Source organism: Streptomyces sp. NRRL WC-3742, from assembly GCF_000720635.1.
Lineage (GTDB): Bacteria > Actinomycetota > Actinomycetes > Streptomycetales > Streptomycetaceae > Kitasatospora.
The window spans coordinates 1-25,017 of the sequence record NZ_JOCF01000047.1 but is presented as its reverse complement, the minus strand read 5'-3'; the positions used below and the strand labels follow the sequence as shown (position 1 = coordinate 25,017).

Genomic DNA, 25,017 nt, shown 5'->3' with positions numbered 1-25,017 from the left:
GAGGCGAGTTAACCCCCCATGCAGATTCACCAGTACGACACCGTCATCGTCGGCGCCGGCGGCGCCGGCATGCGCGCGGCCATCGAGTCGACGCAGCGCACCCGCACCGCCGTCCTGACCAAGCTCTACCCGACCCGGTCCCACACCGGCGCGGCCCAGGGCGGCATGTGCGCCGCCCTGGCCAACGTCGAGGAGGACAACTGGGAGTGGCACACCTTCGACACGGTCAAGGGCGGTGACTACCTGGTCGACCAGGACGCCGCCGAGATCATGTGCAAGGAAGCCATCGACGCCGTCCTCGACCTGGAGAAGATGGGTCTGCCCTTCTCCCGCACCGAGCAGGGCCGCATCGACCAGCGCCGCTTCGGCGGCCACTCCCGCAACCACGGCGAGGCCCCGGTCCGCCGCTCGTGCTACGCGGCCGACCGCACCGGTCACATGATCCTCCAGACGCTGTTCCAGAACTGCGTCAAGCACGGCGTCGAGTTCTTCAACGAGTTCTACGTCCTGGACCTGCTCATCAACGAGGGCAAGACGGCCGGCGTCGTCGCCTACGAGCTGGCCACCGGCGAGATCCACGTCTTCCAGGCCAAGTCCGTCGTGTTCGCCTCCGGCGGCACCGGCAAGTTCTTCAAGGTCTCCTCCAACGCCCACACCCTCACCGGTGACGGCCAGGCCCTGGTCTACCGCCGCGGCCTGCCGCTGGAGGACATGGAGTTCTTCCAGTTCCACCCGACCGGCATCTGGCGCATGGGCATCCTCCTCACCGAGGGCGCCCGCGGCGAGGGCGGCATCCTGCGCAACAAGGACGGCGAGCGCTTCATGGAGCGCTACGCCCCCGTCATGAAGGACCTCGCGTCCCGTGACGTCTGCTCCCGCGCGATCTACACCGAGATCCGCGAAGGCCGCGGCTGCGGTCCCGAGGGCGACCACGTCTACCTGGACCTCACCCACCTGCCGCCGGAGCAGCTGGACGCCAAGCTCCCGGACATCACCGAGTTCGCGCGCACCTACCTCGGCATCGAGCCCTACACGGACCCGATCCCGATCCAGCCCACCGCGCACTACGCCATGGGCGGCATCCCGACCAACGTCGAGGGTGAGGTCCTGCGCAACAACACGGACATCGTCCCGGGCCTGTACGCGGCCGGCGAGGTCGCCTGCGTGTCCGTGCACGGCGCCAACCGCCTGGGCACCAACTCCCTGCTCGACATCAACGTGTTCGGCCGTCGCGCGGGCATCGCCGCCGCCGACTACGCCAACGCGCACGAGTTCGTCGAGCTGCCGGAGAACCCGGAGGAGAAGGTGCAGGCGCTCGTCGACGGCCTGCGCGAGTCCACCGGCACCGAGTCCGTGGGGCAGATCCGCAAGGAGCTGCAGGAGACCATGGACGCCAACGCGATGGTGTACCGCACCGGCGCCACCCTGAAGCAGGCGGTCGAGGACATCGCCGCGCTGAAGGAGCGCTACAAGAACGTCTCCATCCAGGACAAGGGCTTCCGCTACAACACGGACCTCCTGGAGGCCGTCGAGCTGGGCAACCTGCTCGACCTGGCCGAGGTGCTGGCCGTCTCCGCGCTGGCCCGCGAGGAGTCCCGCGGCGGCCACTACCGCGAGGACTTCCCGACGCGTGACGACGTGAAGTTCATGCAGCACACCATGGCGTACCAGGAGGTCGACGCCGAGGGCGCCACCTCCATCCGCCTCGACTACAAGCCGGTCGTCACGACCCGCTACCAGCCGATGGAGCGTAAGTACTGATGAGCACTCCGACTGTGGAGCACTCGGCCGCTCTGGACGCGGTCGAGGCCGGAGCCGTCCAGCCGATCACCGTCACCTTCCGCATCCGCCGGTTCAACCCGGAGGAGCACCCGGAGCCGGTGTGGGTGGACTACCAGCTGGTGATGGACCCGAAGGAGCGCGTCCTCGACGCCCTCAACAAGATCAAGTGGGAGCAGGACGGCACCCTCACCTACCGCCGTTCCTGCGCCCACGGCATCTGCGGCTCCGACGCCATGCGGATCAACGGCCGCAACCGGCTGGCGTGCAAGACCCTGATCAAGGACGTCGACCCGGAGAAGCCGATCACGATCGAGGCCATCAAGGGCCTGACGGTCCTCAAGGACCTGATCGTGGACATGGACCCGTTCTTCCAGGCGTACAAGGACGTCATGCCGTTCCTCATCACCAAGGGGAACGAGCCGACCCGCGAGCGCCTGCAGTCCGCCGAGGACCGCGAGCGCTTCGACGACACCACCAAGTGCATCCTGTGCGCCGCGTGCACGTCGTCCTGCCCGGTCTTCTGGAACGACGGCCAGTACTTCGGCCCGGCGGCCATCGTCAACGCGCACCGCTTCATCTTCGACTCGCGCGACGAGGGCGGCGAGCAGCGCCTGGAGATCCTCAACGACCGTGAGGGCGTGTGGCGCTGCCGCACCACCTTCAACTGCTCCGAGGCGTGCCCCCGAGGCATCGAGGTCACCAAGGCGATCCAGGAAGTCAAGCGCGCCCTGGTCACCCGCCGCTTCTGATCCTCCCGCCAGGACATGACGAAGGCCCCCACCCGACCGGGTGGGGGCCTTCGTACGTCTCAGTCGGTGGCCGGGGTGCGGCGGGTGGCGCGGAGGCCGCGGAGGCCCAGGGTGCCCACGGCGATGCCGAGGAGGGCGGAGGTGACGGCGAGGAGGAGGTGGATCCAGAAGAAGGCGGTGGGGTGGGAGTGGTCGCCGTTCACGAACGCCTGGCCGCCGGAGTCCTTCCAGAGGTTCTTGACGAAGGTGGTCCAGATGATGATCGACCAGACCCCGAAGGCGGTCAGGAACCAGGAGGCGCGGCGGCTGAGCTTCATTGCTCCAGTATGCGGGGCCTCCGAACGGCGTAGGGCGGGCCCCTCCTGCGGAGGACCGGGGACCTGGCTGGGACGGCGGTCACCTTCACTGGGTACGGTCTGCTGGTGCCGACACGCCGTCAGTCCCTCACTCAGCTGTGCGCCTCCCTCGCCGTGGCGCTTCCCGTCCTGCTCTGCGCCGCCCCGGCAGCCGTCGCGGCGCCGTTGGAGCCGCCGCCGAAGGCCGTGATCGGCGGGGAGCGGCTCGCGGGGGCCGGGGTGCAGGTCGATCCGCTGGCGGGGGCGCCGGCGCTGCCCGGGGGGCTGACCGCGCAGTCCTGGATAGTCTCCGACGCCGCCACCGGTGACGTGCTGGCGTCCTACAACCCGCATCTGCGGCTGCCTCCGGCGAGCACGCTCAAGATCCTCTTCGCGGACACCGTGCTGCCCAAGTTCGACCGCAACACCGTGCACAAGGTCGCCGACGAGGAGATCACCGGGCTCGGCGCCGGGAGCAGCCTGGTCGGCATCAAGGAGAACCTGGACTACCGGGTCGAGGACCTGTGGCGGGGGGTGTTCCTGAGCTCGGGCAACGACGCCGTGCACGTCCTCGCGCACATGAACGGCGGTGTGCCGCAGACCGTCGCCGAGATGCAGTCCCGCGCGGACGCGCTGCAGGCGCGGGACACCAAGGTCATCTCCCCGGACGGCTACGACATGGACGGGCAGCTCTCCTCGGCGTACGACCTGTCGCTGTTCGCCCGCTCCGGCCTGCGCAACCCGGACTTCCGGATGTACTGCTCCACCAAGGACGCGGTGTTCCCGGGGGCCGTCGACCCGAAGACCGGCCAGCGCGGCAGCTTCGGGATCGCCAACACCGACCGGCTGCTGGGCAAGTACCCGGGCCTGATCGGGGTGAAGAACGGCACCACCACCAACGCCGGCTCGACCTTCGTCGGCGCCGCCGAGCGCGACGGGCGCACCCTGCTGGTCACCGTGATGCACCCGGCGAGCTACCAGAAGGTGTACGACGAGACGGCCGCGCTGCTGGACTGGGGGTTCGCCGCCGCGGGCAAGGTTAAGCCGGTCGGGAAGCTGGTCGACGAGCTGCCGCCCGGCGGCGGGTCCGCCGAGGAGACGGGCACTCCCGCGCCGCCGCCGCACCCCTCGCCGGGCGCCGTGACGGCCAAGGCGGCGGCGGCCGGGGGCGACGACGGGGGCCTCGGGCTCGCGGGCTGGCTGGTGGTGGCCGCGGCGGGTGGCGCGGTCGCGTACGGCGGGCTGGTGCTGCGGCGGCGGGGCAGGAAGGTCTAGGTCTGGGTCCAGGTCTGGGTCCAGGTCCAGGTCTAGGAAGCGGAGTCGATCAGGGCGCGGCCGTGGGCGCGGGTGCGTTCCAGGGCCGCTTCCGGGTCGGCCGTCGCCGTCCAGGCCACGCAGTACATCAGCAGGCGGCAGACGAAGTTGATCCACAGCAGCAGCGCCACCGGGGTGGCGAAGGCCCCGTACAGGCTGCGGCCGGCGACGGAGCCGAGGTAGGAGGCGAGCGCCAGCTTCAGCACCTCGAAGCCGGCCGCGCCGATCAGCGCGCCCAGGAGGAGGTCACGGCGGCTCTGGTCGGTGACCCCGGGGAAGGGGCCCAGCAGGTAGGCGAACAGCACGGTGTCGCAGGCGACGGCGAGCAGCAGGCCGACCACGGTGAAGACGTAGCCGTTGTGGAAGCCGATCCGGTCGGCGATCCAGCCGGCGGCCGTCGTCCCGGCGGTGAGCAGGCCCATGGAGAGCAGCGACACCACGCCGAGGCCGGCCAGCACCAGGCAGTCCCAGAGCTTGCGCACCACCACGTTGCCGTCGTCGTCGGGCAGCTGCCAGACGTCCCGGATGGAGGTGCGCATGGTGTCGACCCAGCCGAGGCCGGAGACCAGCAGCAGGGCGCCGCCGACCAGGCCGATGGTGCCGGCGTTGGCGACCAGGGAGGGCAGGTTGAGGGCGTCGGACAGGCCCGGCAACTGGTCGGAGATGCGGCGCTGGAGGTCGTCGACCTGGGCGCTGTCGAAGGTGGCGACGGCGATCGCCAGGGCCACGGTCAGCAGCGGGAACAGGGCGAGGAAGCCGAAGAAGGTGACGGCCCCGGCCAGCCGGTTGCCCCGGGCGGCGGTGAAGCACTCGTAGGCCCGGTAGGGGCGGCTGTGCAGCACCCGGGTGACGAGCGGGCCGAGAACCGGCAGGCGGGTCAGGAAGTCCACCTGACCGGTTATACCCCAATCCGTCCCCCGAACAGCCGTCAGCGGCGCACCAGGCGGCGGGCCTTGGCCAGCGCGCGGACGGCCTGGTAGGCGCCGTAGCGGCCGTGGCCGAGCAGTTCGAGGCGCACGCCCTCGACGCCGGCGGGCGGGCGGTAGCCGGCCGGGCGCAGGCGGGCGCAGTGCTCGGCGGCGCGGCGGAAGTACTCGCGGCGGTCGCCGGCGGGGACGCGGCCTGGCTTGGCGACGACGGTGTTGAGGTGGTGCAGCATCTTGCCGTAGACGACCGGGCGCCAGTGGTCGAGGTCGGGGCGGCGGTCGAGGAAGGCGAAGACCAGGTCGTACTGGGCGAAGACGTCGAAGTGCTTGCGGCTCGCGGTGGCCAGGATGTTGCCGCCCTCCTGGCGCTGGCGGTAGTGCACGCCGATCTCGTCGAGGAGGGTGATGCGCTCGGCGGCGAGCAGCGCCGGGTACGTCCAGGGGGTGTCCTCGTAGTAGCCGGCCGGGAAGACCAGCTGCTGCTCGGTGACGAAGTCGCGGCGGTACGCCTTGTTCCAGACGACCTGGAGCAGGTCGAGCAGGTCGGGGCGGGCGGCGAGGTCGAAGACGTCCGGGGAGGGGGCGCCGAAGACGTGGGCGGAGGCGGCGCGGGTGATCCGGCCGTCGGCGTAGGTGCGGGCGTAGTCGTAAACGAGGACGTCCGGGTCGCCGGTGGCGCGAAGGCGGTCGTCGATGCTCCGGAGCAGGCCGGAGGTCAGGGTGTCGTCGCTGTCGAGGAAGAGGACGTAGTCGCCGGTGGCGACCTCGAGGCCCGCGTTGCGGGCGCGGCCGAGGCCGACGTTCTCGGGCAGGTGCAGCACCGTGACGCGCGGGTCCGCGGCGGCGGCCCCGTCGAGGAGGGCGCCGCAGCCGTCCGGGGAACGGTCGTCCACCGCGATGAGTTCCAGGCTCGGGCCGTTCTGTCCCAGGACCGAGTCGAGACACTCGATCAGGTAGTCCTGGACCTGGTACACGGGCACGATGACGCTGAAACGGGGCACGGGCCCAGCGTAGTGGGCCGGGGTCGGGGCCTGGTGCTTAGGTAGGATCGGGGGCAAAACGCACCGATCCCAGTGCGGTCAGGCCCGTCCCCCGGGCGGCTCCGCTCCTCCCGAGAAAGGCCGCGTAGCCGATGGCTCCCCGCCTCTCCATCGTCGTTCCGATCTACAACGTCGAGCGCTACCTCGTCGAATGCCTCGACTCGATCGCCGCCCAGTCCTTCACGGACTTCGAGTGCGTCATGGTCGACGACGGTTCGAAGGACGGCAGCGCGGCGCTCGCGGAGGCGTACGCGGCGAAGGATTCCCGGTTCCGGCTGGTCCGGCAGGTCAACAAGGGCCTGGGGGCGGCCCGCAACACCGGTATCCGGCACATCGACCCGGACTCGCAGTTCCTGTGCTTCGTGGACAGCGACGACTCGATGCCGCCGAGCGCGTACGAGCTGATGATCAACACGCTCGACGAGACCGGCTCCGACTTCTGCACCGGCAACGTGCTGCGGTTCCGCGCGGTGGGCTACTACCAGTCCGGCGGGCACGTGAAGCCGTTCAAGGAGACCAGGCTCAGGACCCACATCACGGAGATCCCGGCGCTGGTCACCGACCGCACCGCCTGGAACAAGATGTACCGCCGGTCCTTCTTCGACGCCGCCGACATCCTCTACCCCGAGGGCATCCTCTACGAGGACGCGCCGGTCAGCGTGCCGCACCACTACCTCGCCGCGAGCGTGGACGTGCTCTCCGAGCCGATCTACCACTGGCGCGAGCGCGAGGTCGGCGAGATGTCGATCACACAGATGCGCACCAACCCGAAGGGCCTGGTCGACCGGGTCGCCTCGGTCGAGCTGGTCCGCGCCTGGCTGCGGAAGCAGACCGAGCCGCGCTTCGCCCAGTACCTGCGCTCCTACGACGAGAACACCCTCGTCGAGGAGATCCCGATGTTCTTCTGGTCCGTCGTGGACGGCGACAAGGAGTACCGGGACGCCTACCTCCAGCACGTCAGCCGGCTGCTGCGCGCCATCGGCCCCGAGCAGGTGCGCAAGCTGCGCGCGCCGCTGCGGCTCAAGTACCACCTGACCCTGCAGGGCCGCATCGACGAGCTCGTCGAGCAGATCAGGTACGAGGGCGACAGCGGCGGCGGTGTGCAGGCCCGCGGCCTGCTGCGCCCGTACGCCGACTACCCGTTCCTGCGCGGCGGGCGCCGCAGCGTGCCGGCCGGGGTGCTCAAGCTGGACAACTCGCTGGTCATGCGCAGCCGCCTGTACCGCAGCGCCTGGGTGGGCGGGAAGCTGGAGCTGACCGGGCACGCGTACCCGGAGCAGCTGGGCGCGTCCGGCAAGCACGACATGGTGCGCACGCTGGTGCTGCGGGAGACCAGGGGCCGCCGGGTGATCGCGGTGCCGATGAGGACCACGTACAGCCCCGAGGCCACGGCCAGCTGCAACCACGACCTGTACAACTGCGACTGGTCCGGGTTCAGCGTCGCGATCGACCCGAAGAAGCTCCGCAGCCGCGGCCAGTGGAAGGACGGCCACTGGCGCGTCCTGGTGGCCGGCGCGGGCAAGGGCGGGGTGTACAAGGGCCGGATCTCGGCGGGCTGGAGCGACAGCGCCGAGTACCTGCCCTCGCACTGGGTCGAGCCGGACGTGCGGATCACTCCGTGGGTGCGGGACAACCACGTGCACCTGCGGGTGGAGACCGTCCGGGCCCGGGTGTCGGGCCTGGCCGCCCGCAACGACCGGCTGGAGGTCTCCGGCGCGGCCCGCTCCGGCCCGAACTTCGCCGGGGGCCGGCTGCGGCTGACCCACGTGGAGTCGGACCGCCACGTGTCCTTCCCGCTGGAGCTGGGCGTGCCGGCCGGCTCGCTGCAGCCGTTCACCGCGGACGTCCCGATCGCCGAGCTGACGGCCGTGCGCGAAGCCTGGGCCGAGCTGGACCCGGTGGCCACCGAGCGCAGCCGCGACCGCTGGGACGCCGTCCTGGAGCTGGCCGACGGCGAGACGATCCAGATCGCCTGGGACGAGCGCAACGCGCCCGAGCAGCTGCACGTGCCGCTGAACCCGGGCGCCCCGGCCGACCTGCGCCGGGCGCTGTACTCAAAGCCCTCCCCCGGCGGCCACCTGCAGCTGGTCGACCAGGTGCTCCAGCCGGTGGTGGACGAGGTCTCCGCGCGCGGCGCGGACGGCTTCCTGCTCAGCGGCTCGTTCCCGCTGCCCGGCGCGCACCGCTGGGAGCTGGTGGTCCGTCACCACTGGCGCGAGGAGGAGCACGTCTACCCCGTGGAGATCGCGGACGGCCGGTTCCGCACCGCGCTGCCCGCCGTGCCGACCGCCTCCTTCGCCGGGCGGGTGCCGCTCACCAAGGGCACCTGGAACGTCTTCTTCCGTCCGGTCGGCTCGACGGCCGAGGCGCTGCCCGACGCCTCGGCGCTGGTCGGCCCCGGCTGCTTCGACACGCTGCCGCTGGAGGTGGAGTCGCGCGGCAAGCGCATCGCGCTGGAGCGCCGCCGCCACGACGGCCTGTCGCTGGAGTCCCACTCGGTGCTGCTGCCCGAGGAGCGGGCCGGCTACCGCCAGCGGCTGGAGCGCACCGTCGACTACCCGGCGGCCCGGCGCAAGCCGGTACGCGACACCGTGCTCTACCACGTCGGCGGCGTCAGCCAGTACGGGGACTCCCCCCGGGCGATCCACGAGGAACTGGTCCGCCGGGGCCTGCCGCTGGAGCACCTGTGGGGCAGTGAGGACATGCAGGCGGACCTGCCGGGCACCGCGCGTTCCGTGCGCATGTGGAGCCCGGAGTGGTTCGAGGCGCTGGCCACCGCCAAGTACATCGTCACCAGCACCCACCTGCCCGAGTTCTTCGTCCGCCGCCCCGGCCAGGTGGTCGTGCAGACCTGGCAGGGCAGCCCGCTCAAGCAGGTCGGCTTCGACTTCGAGAAGGTCTGGTTCACCGACTCGAACTACCTGAAGAGCCTCGCCCGCGAGGTCCAGCACTGGAACCTGCTGGTGGCCGGCAACAGCTGGTCGGCCCCGGTGCTGCGGCGCGCCTTCGACTACCACGGCGAGATCGTCGAGAGCGGTTCGCCCCGCAACGACCTGCTGTTCGCGGCCGACCGGGAGAAGACCGCCGAGCAGGTCCGCGAACGGCTGGGCCTGCCCGAGGGCAAGAAGGTCGTGCTCTACGCGCCGACCTGGCGCGAGGACCGGCGGCGGCCGAACGGCGGCTACCAGATCGACCTGCGGATCGACCTGGAGGCGGCCCGGGCGGCGCTCGGCGACGACCAGGTGCTGCTGGTGCGCCGTCACCACCTGATGTGCGGGCAGATCCCGGACGCCGGCAACGGCTACATCTGGGACGTCGGCAGCTACCCCGACATGGCGGAGCTGCTGCTGATCGCCGACGTACTGGTGACCGACTACTCGGCGAGCGTGTTCGACTTCGCCTCGACCGGCAAGCCGCTGCTGTTCTTCACGTACGACCTGGAGCACTACCGGGACAACCTGCGCGGATTCAGCCTGAACTTCGAGGCCGAGGCCCCCGGGCCGCTGCTGGCCACCTCGGAGGAACTGGTGAAGGCGCTCGGCCGGGTCGACGAGGTCGCGGCCGAGTACACCGACAAGGCGGCCGCCTTCCGCGAGGCGTACTGCGACCTGGACGACGGAAGCGCCTCGGCCCGCGTGGTCGAGGCCATGCTCCGCCAGGAGTAGCGAGGGCTTTCCGGGGCGCCCGACACCACCGGTGCGGGCGCCCCGGCAATTCCTGAGAATCATCTGAGAGAAATCACACTGCGTTTACGACCCTTTGTGTCTGCTTTGCCGTCCACCCGGTGATTGGCGAGCGAATCTTCGGCGAATTTCGACACTCCGTACGGTTGACCGGGAACGTCGCCGAGGTATGGGATGTGAAATCGGCCCCGACCCCCCTGCGAAGAACGGATCGTCGGCCGCGCTCCCGGTCCACCGCCATGGCCGGGGGTCCCGTTCCCCGAAGGGCCATCCCCGCCATGCCTGTGCTCACACGGTTCGTCCTCCCCCATGCCGTACCCCGTGTGACCACCGACCGACCCGCCGCCGACGAGGACGTGGCCTTCGGCCTGCTGCGCGCCCGCTGGCACGCCCGGGGCCTGGAGCTCACCGGCTTCGCCCGGCCCGCGGACCTCGACACCGGCCGCCCCGGCTCCGCCTGGACCTGGCTGACCCTGCGCCACCGGGACGCCGCGCGCCCGCCCGTCCACCTGCGGTCGAGACCGCGCAGGATGCCCGAGGTCACCGACGACAGCGCCCAGTCCGCGTTCAACCACGACTGGTCCGGCTTCACCGCGCTCGTGGAACCCTCCCGGCTGCACCGCGACGGCCAGTGGCTGCTCGGCGACTGGCGGATCGAGACCACCCTGTTCACCCGCCCCGCCGCCGCCCGGCTGCGCCGCCGCTACGGCACGCTCGCCCCGCACTGGTGCGGCTCCGGCGAGTACCCGCCGGCCCGCTGGGTGGACGGCGACGTCCGCCTCCAGCCGTTCTTCGAGGACGGCCGGCTCACCCTGCGCCTCGAACGCCCCGCCGCCCGGCTCACCGCGGCCGACCCCGGCCCCGGCGGCCTCGACCTGCGCGGCGCCGCCGACTCCTGCCCGTCCGGCACCGTGCTGCGGCTGCGCCACCGGGAGAGCGAGGCCGTGATCGAGCGCCCCCTCGCCCGCACCGGCAACACCTTCGCCGTCCACCTGCCGTACGGGCCGTTCACCGAGGACGGGCGCGGCACCGGCGACCTGGAGCACTGGGACGCCGAGCTGCTGTTCCCCGACGGCGGCACCGAACAGCTCTGCCTCGACGAGCGCGGCGGCCCGGTCGCCGGCCAGCACCCGCTGCCGGGCGCCCCGGGCCGGGCGCTCTACCTCAAGCACCTCGCGGACGGGCGCCTCCAGCTGTGCGTCCAGCCCCCGGCCGGCTTCGTCGACCGGATCACCGGGCGCGCCGGCGCCTTCGAACTGGCCGGCCACTGCCCGGGCGCGGCCGAGGACGGCCTCGAGCTCGTCCTGCGGCACGACTCCCTCGCCCAGGAGGTCCGCACCCCCATATCCGCCACCGGCGACGGCCGCTTCCTGGCCCGGGTGCCCGCCACCCGCACCGGCTCGGACGGCATCGCACTGCCGCTGCGCAAGGGCGTCTGGGGCGTCTCGCTGGAGCCCGCCGACGGCTCCGGACCCGGCCGGCCGCTGCTCGCCGCCCCCGCCCTGCTGCCCGCCCTGCCCGCCGCCACCACGGCCGGCGGCAAGCGCGTCCTGCTGCAGCGCCGCTGGGCCGACACCCTGCTGGTGGACTCCACCCCGGTGCTCGACGCGACCGAGCGCAGCGCCTTCACCCAGCGGCGCCAGCGCACCGAGCACTACCCCGCCGCCCGCCGCGAGCCGGTGCGCGAGGCGGTGCTGTACGACGTGTTCGGCGGCCGCGGCTACGCCGACTCACCTCGCGCCGTGCACGCCGAACTCGTGCGCCGCGGCGAGGCGTTGGAACACCTGTGGGTCGTCGACGACGCCCAGGCCGAGCTGCCGCCCGGGGTGCGCGCCGTACGGATCTGGAGCCCGGAGTGGTACCGCGCGCTGGCCACCTGCCGCTACCTCGTCGGCAACACGCACTTCCCGGACTTCCTGGAGCGCCGCCCCGGCCAGGTCGTCGTGCAGACCTGGCACGGCTCGCTGCTCAAGCGCATCGCCCACGACGTCGAGAACTCCTGGCTGTCCGACCACGGCTACCTGGAGGCGCTCGACCGCGAGACCCCGCAGTGGAGCCTGCTGCTCTCCCCCAGCCCCTTCGCCACCCCGATCCTCCGGCGCGCCTTCCGCTACAACGGCGAGGTGCTGGAGTCCGGCTACCCCCGCGGCGACGTGCTCGCCCGGGCCGACCGGAGCGACGCCGAGGCCGTCCGCCGCAAGCTCGGCGTCCCCGAGGGCAAGCGGATCGTGCTGTACGCGCCCACCTGGCGCGAGGACCAGCGGCGCGGGGACGGCGACGGCTTCCGGCTCGGCCTGAAGCTGGACGTGGAGCACGCGCGGCGCCTGCTCGGCGAGGACCACGTGCTGCTGATCCGCCCGCACTCGCACGTGCGCGAGCCGCTGCCCTCGGCCGGGGACGGCTTCCTGTACGACTGCGGGGACTACCCGGACCCGCAGGAACTGCTGCTCGTCGCGGACGTACTGGTGACCGACTACTCGTCGATCATGTTCGACTTCGCGATCACCGGCCGCCCGATCTACTTCTTCACCTACGACCTGGAGCACTACCGCGACACCCTGCGCGGCTTCTACTTCGACTTCGAGCGGGACGCCCCGGGCCCGCTGGTGCCGACCTCCGCCGAACTGCTCGGCTCGCTGCGCGAACTCGCGGACGGTGAAGCCGAGTTGCCGCCCGGATACGCCGAGCGCTACCGCCGTTTCCGGGCCGAGCACTGCGCCCTGGACGACGGCGGCGCGGCCCGCCGGGTGGTCGACCGGATGCTGGAACTCGGGCGCAGCGCCGGGTAGTCCGCCTCGGGAGAGGGCGCGGCGTTCCGTCCCGGGCGAACGCGCTGCCCGGCTCAGGCGAACGCGTAGGCCCGCCAGGGCCGCCAGACCTCGTCCGCGTCGAACCGGGAGAGCGAGAAGCCCGGCACCCGGAAGGACGCCCGGTAGCCGCGCGCCTGCTCGTACGCCCGCTCCAGCACGTCCTCGGGCAGGCCGTGCGCGACCGTCACGTGCGGGTGGTACGGGAAGGCCAGCTCGCGGGCCAGCGGGCCCGAGCGGACGTCCGCCTCCAGCAGCCGGCACTCCTGCGCGCCCTCCTCGACCCGGACGAACACCACCGGGGAGACCGGACGGAAGGTGCCGGCGCCGCGCAGCAGCATCCGGAACGGCCGGTGCGCGGCCGCCACGGACGCCAGGTGCTCCTCGATCTTGGGCAGCAGCTCGGCGGGCACCTCCGTCGGCGGCAGCAGGGTGACGTGCGTCGGTATCGACCGGGCCTGCGGATCGCCGTGCGCGGCCCGGGCGTCCTGGAGCTGCGTGCCGTACGGCTCCGGGATGTGCACGGACACGCCGATGGTGAGCAGCTCCGGGAGCCGCTCACCATCGGGTAGTTGTGTGAGGGGAGTCACCGCTTGGCGGCCGGGAGGAAGCCGATCCGGTCGTACACCGTCGCCAGCGTCTCGGAGGCGACCGCGCGGGCCTTCTCGGCGCCGATCGCGAGCACCCGGTCCAGCTCCGCCGGGTCGTCCAGGAAGGTGCGGGTGCGGTCCTGGAAGGGCGTGACCCACTCGGTGTAGAGCTCGGCCAGCTCGGTCTTGAGGGCGCCGTACATCTTGCCCTCGAAGTGCGCGACCAGCTGCTCGACCGACCGGCCGCTGAGCGCGGAGTGGATGCGCAGCAGGTTGGAGACGCCCGGCTTCTGCTCCTCGTCGTAGGAGACGACGGTGCCGGTGTCGGTGACGGCGCTCTTGATCTTCTTGGCGCTGGCCTTCGGCTCGTCCAGCAGGCTCACCAGGCCCTTGGGCGAGGAGGCCGACTTGCTCATCTTGATGGCCGGGTCCTGGAGGTCCATGATCTTGGCCGTCTCCTTGAGGATGTACGGCTTCGGGATCGTGAACACCGGGGCGTAGCGCGAGTTGAAGCGCTCGGCGATGTCGCGGGTGATCTCCACGTGCTGGCGCTGGTCCTCGCCGACCGGGACGGCGTCCGCCTGGTAGAGCAGGATGTCCGCGATCTGCAGGATCGGGTAGGTGAACAGGCCGACGGTGGTGCTGTCGGCGCCGTACCGGGAGGACTTGTCCTTGAACTGGGTCATCCGGGACGCCTCGCCGAAGCCGGTGAGGCAGTTCATCACCCAGGCCAGCTGCGCGTGCTCGGGCACGTGCGACTGGACGAACAGGGTGCAGTGCTCCGGGTCGAGGCCCGCGCCGAGGAGCTGCGCGGCGGAGATCCGGGTGTTCTCGCGCAGGGTCGCCGGGTCCTGCGGCACGGTGATCGCGTGCAGGTCGACCACCATGTAGAAGGCGTCGTTGTCCTTCTGCAGATCGACCCACTGGCGCACCGCGCCGAGGTAGTTGCCGAGGTGGAACGAGCCGGAGGTGGGCTGGATGCCGGAGAGCACCCGGGGACGGTCCTTGGCCGGACCGGTGACCGCTGCGTTGACCATGCGGGCCATTCTTCCAGTTCCCCCGCTCGGTCAGGAAACCTCCGGCCCTTCGGGCTCCGGCGGTGTGACGGCACTCACCCCGACCCGGGCGATCCGCCGGCCCTCCAGCTTGGCGACCGTCAGCATGACGCCCTGGCCGCTCTCGGCGACGATCCGCGCCTGGTCGCCCTCCCGGGGCAGGTGGCCGAGGGAGGCGACCAGGCAGCCGGCCACCGTCTCGTAGGGGCCCTCGGGCAGGGCGACGCCGGTCTCCTCCTCGAAGTCGCCGAGGTTGAGCAGGCCGTCCAGTTCCATGCCGCCGCCGGCCAGCCGGCGGGTGGTGGCGGTCTCGGGGCGGTCGTACTCGTCGCGGATCTCGCCGATGACCTCCTCGACCAGGTCCTCCAGGGTGACGATGCCGGCCGTGCCGCCGTACTCGTCGACGACGATGGCCAGGTGGTGGCCCTCACGGCGCATCTCGCTCATCGCCTTCAGCACCCGTTTGGTGCCGGGCAGCAGTTTGACCGGGCGGGCGAGGTCGCGGACCTTGACGGCCTGCTCGCCGCGGGCGCCGTACAGGTCCCGGACGTGCACGAAGCCGACGACGGCGTCGGCGCTGCCCTCGACCACCGGGTAGCGCGAGTGCGGGGAGGTCTCGGCCTGGTGGCGCACGGCGGCGAGCGGGCGTTCGGCGTCCAGGAAGGTCACCTCGGTGCGCGGGACCATCACCTCGCGCAGCTGGCGCTCGCCGGCGGAGAACACGTCGGCGATCAACGCCCGCTCGTCGCTGCCGAGTTCGGTGTTGGCGGCGACCAGGCCGCGCAGTTCCTCGGAGCTCATCGAGCCGCGGCCGGCGGCCGGATCGCCGCCGAGGAGGCGGACCATCAGGTTGGTGGAATGGCCGAGCAGCCAGATCACCGGGCGCAGCGCCACCGACATGACGTCCACCACGGGCGCGGCGACCACGGCGATGGACTCGGCGCGCTGCAGGCCGATGCGCTTGGGGGTGAGCTCGCCGAGCACCAGCGAGACGTAGCTGATCACCAGGGTGAGGCCGACCAGGGCGAGGGCGTCGGCGAGCCCCGGGGAGAGCCCGGCCTCGACGAACACCGGGGCGACCTTGCCGGCCAGGGTGTCCGCGCCGAAGGCGGCGGACAGGAAGCCCATGCACGTCACGCCGACCTGGACGGCGGCGAGGAAGCGGTTGGGGTCGGCGGCCAGGTGCGCGGCCCGGGCCGCGCGCCGGGTGCCGACGGCCTCCAGGGTGCGGATCTGGCCCTCGCGCAGGGAGATCAGCGAGATCTCGGCGACGTTGAACAGGCCGCCCAGGAGGATGAACACGAGGACGAGCGCGGCGTCGCCGATGGTTTCGTTCACAGCCGGTCAGTGTAGGGCGGCCGGGTGCGGCCGGACGGCGACGGCCCGCCGCCCCTCGGTGGGGCGGCGGGCCGTCGGTCGGTTGCGGGGGCTCAGATGAGGCCCAGCTCCTGGACCGCGTCGCGCTCCTCGACCAGCTCGTTGACCGAGGCGTCGATGCGGGCGCGGGAGAAGTCGGAGATCTCCAGGCCCTGGACGATCTCGAACTTGCCGTCCTTGGTGGTGACGGGGAAGGAGGAGATCAGGCCGGCCGGGACGCCGTAGGAGCCGTCGGAGACGACACCCATGGAGGTCCAGTCGCCCTCGGCGGTGCCGTTGACCCAGGTGTAGACGTGGTCGATGGCGGCGTTGGCGGCCGAGGCGGCCGAGGAGGCGCCGCGGGCGTCGATGATGGCCGCGCCGCGCTTGGCGACGGTCGGGATGAAGTCGTTCTCCAGCCACGCCTGGTCGCTGCCGGCGGCCTCGAAGGCCGGCTTGCCGGCGACCTCGGCCTGGAAGATGTCCGGGTACTGGGTCGCGGAGTGGTTGCCCCAGATGGTGACGCGCTTGATGTCGGAGACCAGGGCGCCGGTCTTGGCGGAGAGCTGGCCGACGGCCCGGTTGTGGTCCAGGCGGGTCATCGCGGTGAAGCGCTCGGCCGGGACGTCCGGGGCGTTGCGCTGGGCGATCAGGGCGTTGGTGTTGGCCGGGTTGCCGACGACCAGGACCTTGATGTCGTCCGCGGCGTTGTCGTTGATGGCCTTGCCCTGCGGGCGGAAGATGCCGCCGTTGGCCGACAGCAGGTCGCCGCGCTCCATGCCGGCGGTGCGCGGGCGGGCGCCGACCAGCAGGGCGACGTTGGCGCCGTCGAACGCCTCGTTCGGGTTGTCGGTGATCTTGATGTCGCGCAGCAGCGGGAAGGCGCAGTCGACGAGCTCCATGGCGGTGCCCTCGGCGGCCTTGAGGCCCTGCGGGATCTCGAGGAGGCGCAGGTTCACCGGCACGTCGGCGCCGAGCAGGTGGCCCGAGGCGATGCGGAAGAGCAGCGCGTAGCCGATCTGGCCGGCCGCTCCGGTGATGGTGACGTTGACGGGGGTGCGAGTCATTTCTACCTTCTCCAGCAGATCGCCAGGTGCCCCAGGCACACCGGCGCTGGAGCCAGGATGATCTCTCGACATCGAGAGACCGGCGTCAGGTTACCGCAAAGCGGGGCGTACGCCCGATGCCCGGGCGTGGCTGATGCGTCACAGACGAAGAGCGGCCCCCACCCTCTGTTCCGAGGGCGGGGGCCGCCGCAGACCTGCGGATCAGTGCTTGGGCCTGCCGATGAGCTGTCCGACGTTGTCCAGCCAGGGCATCTCCAGCCACGGGTTCGGCTGCGCGACCAGCGTCAGCAGCACGATCGAGGCACCCAGGAAGCCCATCACGATGACGTCGGTGAAGCGGCTGCGCACCGCCAGCATGCCGACCTCCGGCAGGACGAGCCGCAGCACGGCCCCCAGCAGCACGCCGCAGCCGAGGATCAGCAGCCCGTACCGGAAACCGTCCTTGAAGTCGGCGAACCAGGTGACCGCGAGACCGGCCCCGACCACCGACAGGACCAGCGTTATGGGCCACTGCCGGACCGGCAGGGCGTGGCCGGAGCCGAGGGCCGCGCGCGAGCCCTCGGGCGGCAGGGTGCCGGTGGTCTTGACCGGCCTGCGCCGGGACCGCGCCGGTCGCGGTTCAGACATGCTCGCCGTCTCCCTGGGGTGTCAGACGCCGGCGCGGCGCTCGGCCGCCTCGACGATGTTGTTGAGCAGCATCGCGCGGGTCATCGGGCCCACGCCGCCCGGGTTCGGGGAGATCCAGCCCGCGACCTCGGCCACGCCGGGGTGCACGTCGCCGACGATCTTGCCCTCGCTGCGGCTGACGCCCACGTCCAGCACCGCGACGCCCGGCTTGACGTCCTCCGGCTTGATCAGGTGCGGCACGCCGGCGGCGGCCACGATGATGTCGGCCTTGCGCAGGTGGTAGGCCAGGTCCCGGGTGCCGGTGTGGCACAGGGTGACGGTGGCGTTCTCGCTGCGGCGGGTCAGCAGCAGGCCGATCGAGCGGCCGACCGTGATGCCGCGGCCGACGACGACCACCTCGGCACCGTCGATCGGCACCTCGTGGCGGCGCAGCAGCTCGACGATGCCCAGCGGGGTGCAGGGCAGCGGGCCCTCGATGCCCAGGGTCAGACGGCCGAGCGAGGTCGGGTGCAGGCCGTCCGCGTCCTTGTCCGGGTCCATGAGCTCGAGGACGGGGTTCTGGTCCAGGCCCTTGGGCAGCGGCAGCTGGACGATGTAGCCGGTGCAGGTCGGGTCGGCGTTGAGCTCGCGGACGACGTTCTCGACGTCCTCCTGGGTGGCGGTGGCGGGCAGCTCGCGCTGGATGGAGGCGATGCCGACCTCGGCGCAGTCCTTGTGCTTCCCGTTGACGTACCAGCGGCTGCCCGGGTCGTCGCCGACCAGGACGGTGCCGAGGCCGGGCGTGACGCCCTTCGCCTTGAGGGCCGCCACGCGGGCGGCGAGTTCGGACTTGATCGCGGCGGCGGTGGCCTTGCCATCGAGAATCTGGGCGCTCATGACCCCATTCTCCCGGATCGCGGAACGCCCCCGAACCAGGGGCGGCACCGGCGGAAGGTCCGGACCACGTTGCGGTTGCGCCACAGTCTCGCGCCCTGTCCGGCAACCGGCTGGACAGGGCCGTGCCGTCCGGTTGACGATGTCGGGGCATATCCTGCCGCGACCGGCCCCGTGACGGGCCGCCGGACACCGCGGCGGGGCGTACCCGGGGGAAGATGTGAGCCGACCGCAGAAGACCGAGCAGCCCGACCGCCCACGCGCGCGGCCCTTCGCCACGCGCCCGCGCACGGCTCCGCTCGCCGCCCGCTCACCTCGCCGCTGAGCCCCGCGCCGCCCGTCACCGTCGCCGGGCTGCCGGCGCGCTCGACCACCGTCCCGTCCAGGTCGGTGACCCCGACCCGCCGGCCGCAACCGGGTCCTCCGCCGTCCCGTCCCCGCGTCCCCGTAACTGCCCGGAGGCATCCATGAGTTACCCGCCCGACCCGAACAACCCGTACGGCCAGACGCAGCCCCAGGGTTACGGCTACCCGCAGCAGCAGCCGGCCGGGTACGGCTACCCGCAGCAGCAGCCCCAGCCCGCCGCGTACGGCTACCCGCCGGTGGGTCAGGGCTACGGCTTCCCGCCGGCCGCGCCGCAGAGCATGCCGGGCCTGGTGCTGACCACCCGCGTGCTGCTCTTCGTCATCGGCGGCGTGCAGGTCATCCTGACGGCCATCCTGCTGATCATCGCCGGGGGCGCCAAGCACGAGGCCAACACCCGCAGCGGCGACATCGCGACGATCGGCAACGCCGCGGCCGGCGTCCTGCTGGTGCTCGGGATCGTGTACCTGCTCGCCTCGATCCTGTCCATCACCCTCGGCGCGAAGTTCGGCAAGGGCGGCCCGGCGACCAGGATCACCACCCTCGTGTACGGCTGCATCTCGCTGCTGCTGGGCCTGCTGGTGCTGTTCAGCGGCCTGACCCAGAGCTCCGCGAACAACCCGGGCGGCCCGTTCGGGCTCATCATCGGCGTGCTGTGGATCGGGATCTCCATCCTCTGGATCGTCGCCATGAGCACCCGGGACGGCGTGGCCTGGTTCAACCGGCCGCGCTACTGACGGCCTGACGGCCTGACGGCCTGACGCGACGGAGCGGCCCGGCACCTCCGAGGAGGTGCCGGGCCGCTCCGTCATGCCGTCAGGGTCTGTGCCTGCCGCCGGGCCTGCCGGTCAGTGGAAGAAGTGCCGCGCGCCGGTGAAGTACATCGTCACGCCGGCCTTCTGGGCCGCCTCGACGACCTGCTCGTCGCGGATCGAACCGCCGGGCTGGACGATCGCCTTCACACCGGCGGCGATCAGGATCTCCGGGCCGTCCGGGAACGGGAAGAAGGCGTCCGAGGCGGCGTACGCGCCCTTGGCCCGCTCGCCGGCCCGCTCGACCGCGAGCTTGCAGGAGTCGACCCGGTTGACCTGGCCCATGCCGACGCCGACCGAGGCGCCGTCCTTGGCCAGCAGGATCGCGTTGGACTTGACGGCCCGGCAGGCCCGCCAGGCGAAGGCCAGCTCGGCCAGCTCCGCCTCGGAGAGCGCCTCGCCGGTGGCGAGGGTCCAGTTCGCCGGGTCGTCGCCCTCGGCGTGCACCCGGTCCGCGTCCTGGAGCAGCACTCCGCCGGAGATCGGGCGCACCTCCTGGCGGTTGGCCGGGGCCTCGGCGGCGAGCAGCACGCGCAGGTTCTTCTTCTTGGTCAGCACCTCCAGGGCGCCGTCCTCGTAGCCCGGGGCCACGACGACCTCGGTGAAGATCGGGGCGATCTGCTCGGCCAGCGCGACGGTGACCGGGCGGTTGACGGCGATCACGCCGCCGTACGCGGAGACCGGGTCGCACTCGTGGGCCTTGCGGTGCGCCTCGGCGACGTCGGCGCCGGTCGCGATGCCGCACGGGTTGGCGTGCTTGATGATCGCGACGGCCGGCTCGGCGTGGTCGTAGGCGGCGCGGCGGGCGGCGTCGGTGTCGACGTAGTTGTTGTACGACATCTCCTTGCCGTGCAGCTGCTCCGCGCCGGCCAGGCCGCCACTGCCGTCGGTGTAGAGCGCGGCGCCCTGGTGGGGGTTCTCGCCGTAGCGCAGCACGTTCTGGCGCTCCCAGGTGGCGCCCAGGAACTCGGGGAAGTCCGCGTCGCTCGGGGCGTAGCCGGCCTCGAACCAGGAGGCGACGGCCACGTCGTAGGCGGCGGTGTGGGCAAACGCGGCACCGGCCAGGCGCTTGCGGGTGGCCAGGTCGAAGCCGCCCTCGCGGACGGCCGTGAGCACGTCCTCGTAGCGGGCCGGGTCGACCACGACGGCGACCGAGGGGTGGTTCTTGGCGGCGGCGCGGACCATGCTCGGGCCGCCGATGTCGATCTGCTCGACGCACTCGTCCGGGGTGGCGCCGGAGGCGACGGTGGCCTTGAACGGGTAGAGGTTCACCACGACCAGGTCGAAGGGCTCGACGCCCAGCTCGGCCAGCTGCGCGCGGTGCGACTCCAGACGCAGGTCGGCGAGCACGCCGGCGTGCACGCGGGGGTGCAGCGTCTTCACGCGCCCGTCCAGGCACTCCGGGAAGCCGGTCAGCTCGGAGACCTCGGTCACCGGCACGCCGGCGGCAGCGATCCGTCCGGCGGTGGAGCCGGTGGAGACGATGGCGACCCCGGCGGCGTGCAGGCCCTGGGCCAGCTCCTCCAGACCGGTCTTGTCGTACACGCTGATGAGCGCACGACGGATCGGACGGACGTTCTCGGAGACAGGGGGGGTGGTGGAGCTGGCACTCATGCCGGAATCCATACCTTTCGGTCCTCGATGCGGTGACCTTCGCGGGCCAGCCGGCCCACGACGTCGACGAGCAGCTTGCGCTCGACAGTCTTGATGCGCTCGTGCAGCGCGTCGCCGCCATCGGCGTGGTCGGCGTCGACGACCTCGACGACGCCCTGCGCGATGATCGGCCCGGTGTCCACGCCGGCGTCGACCAGGTGAACGGTGCAGCCGGTGACCTTCACCCCGTACGCGAGGGCGTCGGTGACGCCGTGGGCGCCGGGGAAGGCGGGCAGCAGCGCGGGGTGGGTGTTGACGATCCGCCCGGTGAAGGCCGCGACGAACGCGGGGCCGAGGATCTTCATGAAGCCGGCCGTGACCACCAGGTCCGGCTCGTGGGCGGCGACGGAGGCGGTCAGCGCGGCGTCCCAGTCGGCGCGGTCCGGGAAGTCCTTCACCCGGTGGACGAAGGTGGGGATGTTCGCCTTCGCGGCGCGCTCCAGGCCGACGATCCCGTCCCGGTCGGCGCCGACGGCGACGATCTCGGCACCGAAGGCCGGGTCGGCGGCGGCGTCGATCAGCGCCTGCAGATTGGTTCCGGAGCCGGAGACCAGCACCACCAGGCGGGCCGGTCCGGGCGTACGGGGCGGGAAGAGCTGGGCGGGGGCGGCGGCCACTGCGCGATTCTCCGTAGGTCGGGCGCCGCCCGCTGGTACGTCCACCGGCGGTGGGGCCACTACGAACGGCAGGTCGAGCAAGGGGGAACACCAGGGGAACCCGCCGCGACGCGGGCCCCGGGGAACCGTGGTGAGCTGCTGACCGTCACCACGATAACGGCTGGTCGGACGGCCTCCGCACGCCCTCGGCGGCGCTACGCGCGTAGTTGAGACGGGGATCTCCTCGCGTTCGCCGTACGGGAGTTGCGGGCGGCGCGGCGAGGTGCCCGCACGGCGGTGCGGGCGGGTGCCGAGGCGGCTGCCGGGCAGTGGCGGGGCGGCGGCCGGGCGGCGGCGGGACGGGCCGCCCGGTGGGTCGGTGAACGGCTGCGGGATCATAGGAGACGCCGGGGCAACGCTCCGGCCGACCGAGCCTCCGAGCCGACCGGTCCTCGACGGATCGACCGACCGGGCCACCGACCGAGAAGGAATGGCCGAACCATGAGCAGCGGTGACGACACCGGCGAGCGCAACCCCTTCGCGCCGCCGCCGGAGGATGCCCCGGACCAGCCGTGGCAGCCTCGCGGTCCCCGGCCCGGCGAGGGCGGCGTCCACGGCCCGTCCGGCGACGGCGGGCCGGGTTCGGGTTCGGGTTCCGGCTCGGGCTCCGGCGAGCGCCCGCCGTTCCCGCCGCCGTGGGGTGCGGGCCTCGGCGACGGCCGCCCCGGCCAGCGGCCCCCGGCACCGCAGCCGCCCCGGCTCGACCCGAGCAACCCGGCCCACCGCCGGGCCCGCAACGCCGCCCTCGCCGGGCCGCTCGCGCTGGTCTGCCTGTTCCTGGGCCTCCACTGGCTCGCCCTGCTCGTCGGCCTGCTGGGCATCGTCTGGGGCGTCAGCGCCATGCGCACCCCCAAGCCGGCCGAGGCCCGCACCGGCAACGCGGCCTACGAGCCGCCCGCACCGAACCCGCTCACCCCGGCCGCGCTCGCGGGCATCCTGACCGGCGCGATGACGGTGGTGGTCACCACCTCGGTGATCGGGCTCGGCCTCTACTACCACGAGTACGAGACCTGCGTGCAGGACTCCCTGACCTCGGTCGGCGCCGACAACTGCGACCGGTACGCGCCGAAGTGGTACGTCGACTTCACGGGCAACGCCGAGTAGGGGCCGCTCAGTCGGCGGGCGCGCGGCGGGAGGACAGGCGCAGGACGGCCGCGTACGCCCCGGCGCGCAGCCGCAGCGCGCTCCGGCGTGCGAGCCCTGTCCGGTGGGACGGCGCCAGGGCCAGGTGACGGACCAGCAGCGCGCCCGGAACGGCCACCAGCGCGACCCAGCCCGCCGCCGCCAGGCCCGTCCACCAGGGCACCGGCCCCAGGCGGGCCATCCGCTCCGCCGCCAGCGCACCGCCCGACAGCCAGGCCAGCGCCGCCGCGCCCGCCCCGGTCGGCAGGGCCGCCGCCAGGGCCGCGACCGCCGTCGCGGCGGGCGTCCAGGGCTCGGGGCGCACCGCCGCCCGCCCGAGGAGCAGCGCCGGCACCACGCCCGCCAGCGCCGGGAGCAGCAGCGCCGCCCACCGCCAGCCGCCCGGCCCCTCGGCCGGGAGCAGGGCGAGCAGCGGGAAGTCCGGCAGCGGGCCCAGCCTCGTACCGGACGGCGCCACCGCCGTACCCGCGCCCACCGCGAATCCCGGGCCCAGCGCGTACGCCGCGCCCCACACCACCGCGTTCGGCAGCAGCACCACGGCGAGCAGCACCAGCCCCGCCAGCGCCGCCGGACCGCCCGCCAGCAGCGCCGCGCCCCGGCCACCCCCGGCCACCGCCGAGAGCAGCGCCGACACCGCGACCAGCACCCCGCCCGCCGCCACCAGCCCCGCCCCGGCCGCGAGCGCGGCGCTTCCCACCGCTTCCGCGCCTCCTGTCGGGCGGTACGGCGGGGGCAGGCGGTCGAGCAGACCGAGAACGGGGTGGGCGCGGGCCTCCGGATCCGCCGACCGCACACCCGCGGCCAGCGCGGCCCCCGCCACCAGGGCCACCACGAGGACGTCCAGCAGCACCCGGCTGCGGAACAGCCCGGCCCCCGCGCAGTGCAGCGCCACCCCGACCGCCACCGCGCAGTACCCCGCCCACAGCGCCACCGGCCCGCCCCACCGCGACCGCAGCACGCGCCGCCGCTCCAGCGCGGCCCCCTCCCGGTACAGCCGCACCACGGCCAGTACGCCCAGCAGCAGCGGCGTCACCGACAACGGCGCCTGCGCACCCCCGCGGAGCACCGGCGCGCCGTGCCCCAGCAGCCACAGGGCCGCCGCCAGACGGGTGGCACCGGCGGCGCCGTCGTCCGCGTACGGGGTGATCACCCAGAGCCCGAGAACCGGCACCCCGACCACCGCGAGCCCGACCAGCGCCGCCCGCACCCCCGTCAACAGGTCGGCGGGCACCGGGCGTCCGCCCACCTCGCCCGGAATCCCGAGGATCGGACGACCCGTCAGCTGCGTCATGCGCCTCATGGTGCCAAGGCGACTCGCCATGCTCCGTGAAGCGGCAAACCGCCGCCGTGTCCCAGATTATTGGCTTATGCGCATTTTCAGACCCTGCCCCCAAGCCGCCGGCGCCCCGGCCCGGAGCGTCTGATGACCACGCCACCCACCCCCAAGCGACGCACCGGCGAGCACGACCTCGCCGACCTGCTACGAAAGCTGACCCCCCGTGAGGCCCAAGCCCTCGCCCACCTCTCCGCAGGCCACGACCTCACCCACGTCGCCACCGCACTCGGCGTGACCCCCGCCACCGCCCGCAGCTACATCCACCGCGCCATGCGCAAACTCGGCGCCCCCACCCCGGCCGCCGCCGTCGCCCTCGCCCACCCGGACGGGGCGGCGAAGGGCGGGGACGGCCGGACGGCGGCGGGCGGTCCGCCGCAGCCCGGCGACGCGGTCACCGACCGTTCGGCGCAACCGGGCGGCGCGAATTCAGGTGGCACGAATTCAGGCGGCCGGCAGCCGAAGGCGCCGACCGCCGACCCCCGGCGGTCTGCTACCGCGGCACCACGCCACGGCGAACAGGCCGACGACAGAGGGAGGAAATCGCCCGGTGAGCCGTCCGCCACGGCCGAGCCGCGTGGCGGACGGCCCGTCGACGCCGCGGCGAAGCGGGGCGGGGGCGTGCCCTCTGCGGCAAGGCCGGGTGACGGCGTGTCCGTCGCGGGTGCGGCGCCGGGCGGTGGCGTGCGCGGTGCTGCCGCGAAGCCGTCCGACGGCCTGCCCTCAGCGCCGTCGGCCGACGGCGGCGACGGGGCGTTCGAGGTGCTGTACGAGGGGGCGTACACGCGGTTGGTGCAGCAGGTGTTTCTGTTGACGACGTGTCGGCACCGGGCGGTGCACTGTGTGCGGTTGG

Annotated in this window: 20 protein-coding genes; 8 read left to right on the top strand and 12 right to left on the bottom strand. The window is 72.7% G+C overall.

The features are described 5' to 3' along the window. Positions 1-18: 18 nt before the first annotated feature. Together sdhA and IH61_RS0124550 are read left to right on the top strand one after the other, a co-directional pair. Complete coding sequence (gene sdhA / locus IH61_RS0124555) at positions 19-1,761, top strand: succinate dehydrogenase flavoprotein subunit (RefSeq protein ID WP_031073425.1); 1,743 nt, start codon at positions 19-21, stop codon at positions 1,759-1,761. Further along, a complete protein-coding gene (locus IH61_RS0124550; protein ID WP_031073423.1) occupies positions 1,761-2,531 on the top strand; it encodes a succinate dehydrogenase iron-sulfur subunit in 771 nt (256 codons plus the stop codon). Before sdhA ends, IH61_RS0124550 begins: the two co-directional genes overlap by 1 nt. 59 nt (positions 2,532-2,590) lie before the next feature. Here IH61_RS0124550 and IH61_RS0124545 read toward each other — a convergent pair whose 3' ends face one another. After that, positions 2,591-2,848, bottom strand: coding sequence for an SCO4848 family membrane protein (locus tag IH61_RS0124545; protein ID WP_031073421.1), 258 nt, complete (start codon positions 2,846-2,848; stop codon positions 2,591-2,593). Between the two features lie 105 nt (positions 2,849-2,953). Between IH61_RS0124545 and IH61_RS0124540 the strand changes: the two genes are divergently transcribed. Then, positions 2,954-4,141: a D-alanyl-D-alanine carboxypeptidase family protein gene (locus tag IH61_RS0124540; RefSeq protein ID WP_234327317.1), complete on the top strand. Its 1,188-nt coding sequence runs from the start codon at positions 2,954-2,956 to the stop codon at positions 4,139-4,141. A gap of 32 nt (positions 4,142-4,173) precedes the next feature. Here IH61_RS0124540 and IH61_RS0124535 read toward each other — a convergent pair whose 3' ends face one another. Together IH61_RS0124535 and IH61_RS0124530 are read right to left on the bottom strand one after the other, a co-directional pair. Continuing rightward, positions 4,174-5,070: a YihY/virulence factor BrkB family protein gene (locus IH61_RS0124535; protein ID WP_051837860.1), complete on the bottom strand. Its 897-nt coding sequence runs from the start codon at positions 5,068-5,070 to the stop codon at positions 4,174-4,176. A 38-nt stretch (positions 5,071-5,108) separates the two neighbouring features. Then, the gene (locus IH61_RS0124530; protein WP_031073415.1) at positions 5,109-6,107 is read right to left on the bottom strand and encodes a glycosyltransferase; all 999 of its coding nucleotides are present in this window, start codon (positions 6,105-6,107) and stop codon (positions 5,109-5,111) included. Between the two features lie 131 nt (positions 6,108-6,238). On the opposite strand from IH61_RS0124530, the gene IH61_RS0124525 reads away from it, so the two are divergent. Together IH61_RS0124525 and IH61_RS0124520 are read left to right on the top strand one after the other, a co-directional pair. Further along, entirely contained in the window at positions 6,239-9,811 is a 3,573-nt protein-coding gene (locus IH61_RS0124525) for a bifunctional glycosyltransferase/CDP-glycerol:glycerophosphate glycerophosphotransferase (protein ID WP_031073412.1), read from the top strand. Positions 9,812-10,152: 341 nt separating this feature from the next. Then, positions 10,153-12,618, top strand: coding sequence for a CDP-glycerol glycerophosphotransferase family protein (locus tag IH61_RS0124520; RefSeq protein WP_051837858.1), 2,466 nt, complete (start codon positions 10,153-10,155; stop codon positions 12,616-12,618). Between the two features lie 53 nt (positions 12,619-12,671). On the opposite strand, the gene IH61_RS0124515 is transcribed toward IH61_RS0124520, so the two are convergent. From IH61_RS0124515 to IH61_RS0124490, 6 genes are all read right to left on the bottom strand, one after another. Then, a complete protein-coding gene (locus IH61_RS0124515; RefSeq protein WP_051837856.1) occupies positions 12,672-13,226 on the bottom strand; it encodes a 2'-5' RNA ligase family protein in 555 nt (184 codons plus the stop codon). Further along, positions 13,223-14,263 (bottom strand): tryptophan--tRNA ligase, encoded by a 1,041-nt coding sequence (trpS, locus tag IH61_RS0124510; protein ID WP_031073407.1) that lies wholly within the window; start codon positions 14,261-14,263, stop codon positions 13,223-13,225. Before trpS ends, IH61_RS0124515 begins: the two co-directional genes overlap by 4 nt. Before the next feature lie 30 nt (positions 14,264-14,293). Then, the gene (locus IH61_RS0124505) at positions 14,294-15,619 is read right to left on the bottom strand and encodes a hemolysin family protein (RefSeq protein WP_031073405.1); all 1,326 of its coding nucleotides are present in this window, start codon (positions 15,617-15,619) and stop codon (positions 14,294-14,296) included. A gap of 92 nt (positions 15,620-15,711) precedes the next feature. Further along, complete coding sequence (locus tag IH61_RS0124500; protein ID WP_031073402.1) at positions 15,712-16,704, bottom strand: malate dehydrogenase; 993 nt, start codon at positions 16,702-16,704, stop codon at positions 15,712-15,714. Positions 16,705-16,905: 201 nt separating this feature from the next. After that, positions 16,906-17,331 (bottom strand): DUF3017 domain-containing protein, encoded by a 426-nt coding sequence (locus IH61_RS0124495; RefSeq protein WP_051837854.1) that lies wholly within the window; start codon positions 17,329-17,331, stop codon positions 16,906-16,908. Positions 17,332-17,352: 21 nt separating this feature from the next. Beyond that, positions 17,353-18,207, bottom strand: a complete 855-nt coding sequence (locus tag IH61_RS0124490) for a bifunctional methylenetetrahydrofolate dehydrogenase/methenyltetrahydrofolate cyclohydrolase (RefSeq protein ID WP_031073399.1) — start codon at positions 18,205-18,207, stop codon at positions 17,353-17,355. 464 nt (positions 18,208-18,671) lie between these two features. On the opposite strand from IH61_RS0124490, the gene IH61_RS0124485 reads away from it, so the two are divergent. Beyond that, a complete protein-coding gene (locus IH61_RS0124485; RefSeq protein ID WP_031073396.1) occupies positions 18,672-19,304 on the top strand; it encodes a hypothetical protein in 633 nt (210 codons plus the stop codon). A gap of 111 nt (positions 19,305-19,415) precedes the next feature. Here IH61_RS0124485 and purH read toward each other — a convergent pair whose 3' ends face one another. Beyond that, positions 19,416-20,993, bottom strand: a complete 1,578-nt coding sequence (gene purH / locus IH61_RS0124480) for a bifunctional phosphoribosylaminoimidazolecarboxamide formyltransferase/IMP cyclohydrolase (RefSeq protein WP_031073394.1) — start codon at positions 20,991-20,993, stop codon at positions 19,416-19,418. After that, positions 20,990-21,649, bottom strand: coding sequence for a phosphoribosylglycinamide formyltransferase (gene purN / locus IH61_RS0124475; protein WP_031073392.1), 660 nt, complete (start codon positions 21,647-21,649; stop codon positions 20,990-20,992). The genes purH and purN overlap by 4 nt, the downstream gene beginning before the upstream one ends. 480 nt (positions 21,650-22,129) lie before the next feature. Here purN and IH61_RS0124470 point away from each other — a divergent pair, with 480 nt between their 5' ends. Then, entirely contained in the window at positions 22,130-22,792 is a 663-nt protein-coding gene (locus tag IH61_RS0124470) for a hypothetical protein (protein WP_031073390.1), read from the top strand. A gap of 7 nt (positions 22,793-22,799) precedes the next feature. Here the strand turns inward: IH61_RS0124470 and IH61_RS0124465 are convergent, their stop codons facing one another. Further along, the gene (locus IH61_RS0124465; protein WP_051837851.1) at positions 22,800-24,122 is read right to left on the bottom strand and encodes a DUF6350 family protein; all 1,323 of its coding nucleotides are present in this window, start codon (positions 24,120-24,122) and stop codon (positions 22,800-22,802) included. 132 nt (positions 24,123-24,254) lie between these two features. Here IH61_RS0124465 and IH61_RS43165 point away from each other — a divergent pair. Then, on the top strand, positions 24,255-25,017 hold a 763-nt coding region (locus IH61_RS43165; RefSeq protein ID WP_031073386.1), incomplete at its 3' end, for a response regulator transcription factor.